At 74.0% G+C, this 6,717-nt stretch carries 5 protein-coding genes; 4 read left to right on the top strand and 1 reads right to left on the bottom strand.

The window, feature by feature from the left end; translation table 11 throughout:
- Positions 1-193 precede the first annotated feature (193 nt).
- From ACWGIU_RS25375 to ACWGIU_RS25365, 3 genes are all read left to right on the top strand, one after another.
- Entirely contained in the window at positions 194-820 is a 627-nt protein-coding gene (locus ACWGIU_RS25375) for a TetR/AcrR family transcriptional regulator (RefSeq protein ID WP_453709405.1), read from the top strand.
- A 406-nt stretch (positions 821-1,226) separates the two neighbouring features.
- Complete coding sequence (locus tag ACWGIU_RS25370) at positions 1,227-2,630, top strand: alpha/beta hydrolase family protein (RefSeq protein WP_453709403.1); 1,404 nt, start codon at positions 1,227-1,229, stop codon at positions 2,628-2,630.
- Positions 2,631-2,827: 197 nt separating this feature from the next.
- Entirely contained in the window at positions 2,828-3,220 is a 393-nt protein-coding gene (locus ACWGIU_RS25365; protein ID WP_453709401.1) for a VOC family protein, read from the top strand.
- A gap of 4 nt (positions 3,221-3,224) precedes the next feature.
- Here ACWGIU_RS25365 and ACWGIU_RS25360 read toward each other — a convergent pair whose 3' ends face one another.
- On the bottom strand, positions 3,225-5,264 hold the full coding sequence (locus tag ACWGIU_RS25360) for a serine hydrolase (protein WP_453709399.1): 2,040 nt from the start codon (positions 5,262-5,264) through the stop codon (positions 3,225-3,227).
- A 331-nt stretch (positions 5,265-5,595) separates the two neighbouring features.
- On the opposite strand from ACWGIU_RS25360, the gene ACWGIU_RS25355 reads away from it, so the two are divergent.
- Positions 5,596-6,711 carry a nitronate monooxygenase gene (locus ACWGIU_RS25355; protein ID WP_453709397.1) on the top strand — a complete coding sequence of 372 codons (1,116 nt, stop codon included), beginning with the start codon at positions 5,596-5,598 and terminating at the stop codon, positions 6,709-6,711.
- Positions 6,712-6,717 lie beyond the last annotated feature (6 nt).

Below are 6,717 nucleotides of genomic sequence, written 5' to 3'. Positions count from 1 at the left end.
CGGTGACCCGCCAGCCCTGGCGGTGCAGGGCCAGGGCCGCGGTCAGCCCGCCGACCCCCGCGCCGGCCACCACCGCGTGACGCTGAACTGCCGACATGACGAGTCCCCCGCGTCCTCTTCCTCGGTCCGTCTCCCCCGGATCCTCTACATTTGTAGAGTCCGGTGTCTTACTCTACAGCTGTAGAGTGGGTCGATGTCCACCCCACGTACGAGTCCGCCCGCGGCGGATCGCAGAACGCTGATCGCCGATACCGCGATCGACCTCGTCGCCGCCGCCGGGCTCCGCGGCCTGACCCACCGCGCGGTCGACGGCGCGGCCGGGCTGCCGGCCGGGAGCACCTCGTACTACTTCCGTACGAGGACGGCGCTGATCGGGGCCTGCTACACGCGACTGGCGGAGCTGGACCTCGGCGACGTCGGCGATTTCGACGGCGAGGGCCCACCCCTGCCCGAGCTCCCACCGGCGGACCGGGAGACGGCCGCGGCCGCGCTGGCCGGGCTGCTGCACCGCTGGCTGACGGTCGGCCGCGCGCGCCAGCTGGCCCGCTTCGAACTCAGCCTCGAAGCGGCCCGCAACCCCGAACTGGAGGCGGACTTCCACCGGGCGGGCCAGGGGGCCCGGGCCCGCGCCGCTGGCATCCTCGCCGCCCTCGGGGCGCGGCGGCCCGAGGAGGCCGCCGAACTGCTGGTCGCCTGGACGGACGGGTTGCTCTACGACCGGCTGGCCGGCGCCCTCGCCCGTTCCCGCCCGGCCCCGGACCTCGCCGAGCTGACCTCCATCACCCGGCGGATGCTCGACGCGGTCCTCGCCGAGGCCTGACCTCCGGCGGCGGTCCCAGCCGGGAACATTCCGGATCGTCAGACCGTTCATCCAGGTGTGGGAGCGCGTGCCGCGGCCCCACCCCCATACGCCCAGGCCGGCCTTCCCCCCCGGTCGGCCCGGGCCCGCCCCGATCGGCCTTCCCCCCCCTGGCCGGTCGGGGCCCTTGCGTACGGTGGACGCCGCTGTCGTTCCGCCGAGGCGGTCGCGGTACGGAACCCCGGCGCCGCGTCACCCGGACGGCGCAAGACCGGCGGTGCCCGGAAGGCCATGCTCCTCCGTCGGTCCCCCGCCCCCGCCACCTGCCGCTCAGTGCGGCGGCCGGGGCAGGGACCGCTGCCGGGCGCGGACCGTGCGGGACGGGACGGGAGGCCGGCGCGCCGGGTCGGCGCTACGTTCCGGAAGCATGAACCGCATACCTGGTGATCGGCATCCCGGCCCCACCCGACGCGCCCTGCTCACCGCCGGGGCGGGGGCGGCCCTCGCGGCGGGTTGCACGCGCGGCGGCGCCCCCGGCGCTCCGGCGGCGGCGTCCAGCGGCGCCGCCACACCCACCGCGGCCGCCGGCGGCCTCACCCCGGGCGTGATGACCCTGTTCAAGGATCCGGGATACAACTTCAACGGTCTCCTCGCGCTCGGCGCCTCGGGCACCGGCGCCGCCGAGGTCGGCGAGGTCCTCACGGCCGTGAACACGATCAACGGCTCCGGACTGACCGCCCAGACGTACGTGGAGACCTTCCGCGCCCTCGGCGACCAGCTGCTGAAGGCGCCTCCGGGGGCGCCGGCCGACGGCCGGACCAAACGGTTCCGCGCGCTGCGCGCCGCCCAGTACTACGGCCAGGCGCTCTTCTTCGTCCTCGGTTCGGACGACCCCGGCAGCGAGGAACAGCTCTACAAGGCGGGACGCGGAGCCTGGGACACCTTCTGCGACCTGTGCGAGCCGGCCCCGGTGAAGGCGAAGGTGCCCTACGGGAGCACACCGCTGCCGGTGTGGTTCTTCCGCCCCGACACGAGCGGCACCCCCCGCCCGACGGTGATCCTGACCAACGGGAGCGACGGCCAGAACGTGGACATGTGGACCTACGGGGTCCCCGCCGCGCTGGACCGCGGCTGGAACGCGCTCGTCTACGACGGGCCGGGCCAGGGACAGCTGCTCTTCGTGGACCAGGTGGTGTTCACGCCCACGTGGGAGAAGGTCGTCACGCCCCTGGTCGACTGGCTGTCGGCCCGCCCCGAAGTGGACTCGGACAGGATCGCCCTGACGGGTCTGAGCATGGCGGGGGACCTCGCCCCGAGGGCGGCGGCCTTCGAGCACCGGATCGCCGCGCTGGTCGCCATGCCCGGCTGCGTGGAGCCGTGGCTGGGATTCCCTCCCGAAATCCGCAAGATCCTCACCCCCGACAAGCAGGAGACGAACGACATCTGGAACAAAGAGGTCGTCCCCGAACTGCCTCCGGACGCGGGCGACGTGATGAAGAAACGCTTCGAGCCCTTCTCCGTCCCCGCCATGCTCGAAGCGCGGCAGGGCAAGCTGTTCACCGACTTCTACACCCCCGCCACCCGGGTCCAGGCACTGTCCATCACCGATGTCGTCGGCCGGATCAAAGCCCCCACCCTGGTGCTGGACTACGAGGGCGAGCAGTTCTACCCCGGCCAGCCGCGCCGCATGTACGACGCCCTCACCTCGCCCAAGGACTATCTCAAACTGACGGCGGCCCAGGGCGCGCAGTTGCACTGCTCCCCGATGGCCCCGCAGCAGCACTGCGACGTCGTCTTCGACTGGCTCCAGAAGACGCTTCCGGACCGCTGACGGACGGCCACCGGCCACCGCCCGCGGACGCCCCCCGAGCGACGCGCTCCCGGCAGGACACAAGCGCCACCCACTCGGCAGGACCCCACTCGGCAGGACCCGGCGCGGCAGGACCCGCCGCGGCCGGGCTGCCGACCGCGGCGAGCGGCGCCGCCGCGGGACAGCCCGGGCGAAGGGCACCCCCTAGAATCCCGATCATGATCGCTGAGCTGCAATGCGTGGTCCTGGACTGCCCCGAGCCGCAGTCGCTCGCCGAGTTCTACCGGTCCCTGCTGGGTGGGAACGTCAACCAGCGGGACCGGCGCTGGGGGCTCGACGAGAGCTGGGCGACGCTCCACACGCCCTCGGGCCTCGTCCTCGCCTTCCAGCGCGCGACGGATCACGTGCCCCCGTGCTGGCCCGACCCCGCCCGCCCGCAGCAGTTCCATCTGGACCTCGGAGTCCCGGACCTCGACCGGGCGCAGGAGGAGGTGCTGGCGGCCGGCGGGACGCTGCTCGACGGTTCGGACGGGCGCGGCTGGCGGGTCTACGCGGACCCGGCGGGACACCCGTTCTGTCTCGTACGGCACGGAGCCGCGGGGGCGGTCTGAGCCGTCAGTCCGCCGACCGGGTCCAGCCGATGGCCTCGATGCGGTCGGCGTCTGCGGGGCGGTCCTCCGCGAAGAGCAGGCGGCCCGGCTCCGCCACGCGTACGACGTCCACGTAGGCCCCGCGTCCTGCGTAGCGGCCGGTCGCGCTGTGGCGGAAGCGCAGCCGTACCTCGCGTCCCGCCCAGGCAGCCGTGAGGGGGGCTTCGAGGCGGTGCCAGACGCGGCCCGACCAGCCGCTCACGGAGCCCTGCGGCCACTGCTCCGGCGTGCCGCCGGTGGACCGCAGCGTGCTGAAGGGCAGCGGCTCCCAGTGCTCCCCGTCGGCGGAGGTTTCCAGGTGCAGCGCGCCCTCGCCCGGCACTGTGTCCCACCACACGGCGCAGCGCAGCCGGGCGGCGGCCGTCGCCGGGCCGAGCGGCGGCAGCGTGAGGGTTCCCGAGGCGCCCGGCCGGACGCCGGAGAACCAGGCCGCGCCGCCGTGCCGGGTGCGGACGGGGACGGAGCGGGCGAAGCGGTTGCCGACCGCCACCCGCGGCGCGCTGCCGGCCCGCCAGGTCCGTACGGGGTGGACGGAGTTGCCGAGCAGGATCAGGAACGAGTCGGTGGAGGGGTCGAGGACCAGGGAGGTACCGGTGAAACCGGTGTGCCCCGCGGAGTGCGGGGTGGCCATGGCGCCCATGTACCAGTGCTGGTAGAGCTCGAAGCCGAGTCCGTGGTCGTCGCCGGGGAAGGCGGTGTTGTAGTCGGTGAAGAGCAGCTCGACGGATGCGGGGCGCAGGATGCGCTTGCCCGCGTAGACCCCGCCGTCGAGGAGGGTGCGGGCCAGGACGGCCAGATCCCAGGCGGTGCCGAAGACCCCGGCGTGGCCCGCGACGCCGCCGAGCGCGTACGCGTTCTCGTCGTGGACCTCGCCCCACACCAGCCCACGGTCCAGGCCGGACCAGGGCGGGCGCTGCACCTCGGTGGCGGCGATGACCCGGCGCCAGGAGAGCGGTGGGTTGTAACGAGTGCGGTGCATCCCGAGCGGAGCGGTGATCTCGTCGCGGAGCAGTGCGTCCAGAGTGCGACCGGTGATCCGTTCCAGGAGCAGTTGCAGCGCGATGAGGTTCAGGTCGGAGTACCGGTAGACGGTCCCCGGTGTCTCCTGCGGCCGGACCGACCACAGCAGCCTCAGCCGCCCTTCCCGCGTGGGCTCCTGGTAGAAGGGTGCCCAGGAACGCAACCCCGAGGTGTGCGTGAGCAGCTGGCGGACCGTGATGATCTCCTTACCGCCCCCGGTGAACTCGGGCAGGTACCGGCACACCGGAGCCTCCAGCTCCAGGCGCCCGCGCTCCATCTGCTGCACCGCCAGGACGGAGGTGAACAGCTTGGTCAGCGAGGCCAGGTCGAAGACGGTGTCCTCGGCCATCGCGATCCGCTCGGCCGCCGGGAGCTCCCGGACCCGGTCGGCCCGTCCGTCGTAGTCCGCGTACCGGACCGCGTACCCCATGGCGCGGTGCAGGGCGATGGTGCGGCCCCGGCCGGCGAGGACCACCGCCCCGGCGTAGTAGGGGTGTTCGGGGGAGGGGCCCAGGAAGCGCCGGGCCTCCTCGGCGACCCCCTCCAGGTGCTGCTCCGACAGGCCCGCCTGGCGCGCCGACCCGTACCGCAGCCGCAGCCCCTGGAGCGCGCGCCGCTCGGTGGGGCTGCCCGCGGCACCGGCGGAGCCCGGGAGCGCCGCGTGCAGGACGAGGACCCCGCCCAGCGCGAGCAACCGCGCCCCGAGCCGCCGCCGGCTCGGCGCCCGGCCCGCCGTGCCCGCGTCCCCGGTCCCGCGGGGCTGCTCCGGCTCCCGCCCATGGCCCGGTCGGCGCCCGGCCGCCGGCCCGCCGCCGCCCCCGCCCCCGCCTTCGTGTCCGTGTCCGTGCCCGTGTCCGTGCCCGGGTCCCTGCCCGTGCCCGTGCGCGGGTTCGCGCTTCGGCTCGCGCGGTTGGTCGGTGCCGACGACGCCCGGCCGTTCCGTGCCGGCCTCCGCCACCGCTTCGGCCCCCGTGTCCGCTGCCATGTCCGGTCCTCCTCGTCCGCAACCCGCGCCCACAACACCCGCGTCAGCCCTGCGCATTCCGCCCCCGCTGTCCGCACACGGTGACCCGCACCCGGCTGCCGGCGGTGTGCCGTCCTCCACACGCGCCGCCCGCCGGCCCGCCGCTCCGGAAGACCGCGCCGTCCGGGCCGGAGCAGCCCGGTACCCGTCGAGTGCGTCGCGGGCGATCCGCACGGTAGTGGGTATCTGCCCGCCCATCGGGCACCCTCCGCACCGACCGACCCGTAAAGAATCTGACACTGCATCAGAAAATCTCTTCCCTCGTCCGGCGGGCTGCGGCATCCTGCCGCCCATGGAGACGGAGCTGAGCAAGAAACTGGGAGTCGAGCACGCCATCTTCGGTTTCACGCCCTTTCCGGCGGTCGCCGCTGCCATCACCCGCGCGGGCGGTTTCGGTGTGCTCGGCGCGGTCCGCTACACGGCCCCCGACGACCTGAGACGCGACCTCGACTGGATGCAGGCGCACACCGACGGCAAGCCCTACGGCCTCGACGTCGTCATGCCCGCCAAGAAGGCCGTCGACGGCATCGGCGAGGCCGACATCGAGGCGATGATTCCGGCCGCGCACCGTGCCTTCGTCCGCGACACCCTCGCCAAGCACCACGTGCCCGAGCTCGCCGAGGGCGAGGCCTCCGGCTGGCGCATCACCGGCTGGATGGAGCAGGTCGCCCGGCGCCAGCTCGACGTCGCCTTCGACTACCCCGTCAAACTCCTCGCCAACGCCCTCGGTTCCCCGCCCGCCGACGTCATCGCGCGCGCCCACGACCACGGTGTCCTCGTCGCCGCCCTCGCCGGCAGCGCCAAACACGCCCGCCGCCACGCCGAAGCCGGCATCGACATCGTCGTCGCCCAGGGCTACGAGGCCGGCGGCCACACCGGCGACATCGCCACCATGGTCCTGGTCCCCGAGATCGTCGAAGCCGTCACCCCCCTCCCGGTCCTCGCCGCCGGCGGAATCGGCAGCGGCGAGCAGATCGCCGCCGGCCTCGCCCTCGGCGCCCAGGGCGCCTGGCTCGGCTCGCTCTGGCTCACCACCACCGAGGCGGACCTCCACTCACGCGCCCTCACCGAGAAACTGCTCGCCGCCGGCTCCGGCGACACCGTCCGCTCCCGTGCTCTCACCGGCAAGCCCGCCCGTCAGTTGCGCACCGAGTGGACCGACGCCTGGGACGACCCGGCGGGTCCGGGCGCGCTCCCCATGCCGCTCCAGGGCCTGCTCGTCGCCGAGGCCGTCTCCCGGATCCAGAAGTACGAGATCCAGCCGCTGCTCGGCACCCCGGTCGGCCAGATCGTCGGCCGGATGACCGAGGAACGCAGCGTCCAGGCCGTCTTCGACGACCTCACCAGCGGGTTCGAGAGGGCGATCGACCGCATCAACCGCATCGCCGACCGAGTCCGAGAGGCGTGACCGACA

This window comes from Streptomyces sp. NPDC054840 (assembly GCF_053611065.1).
Note: the sequence above shows the minus strand (reverse complement) of the source record. Positions and strands in the feature narration are given on the sequence as shown.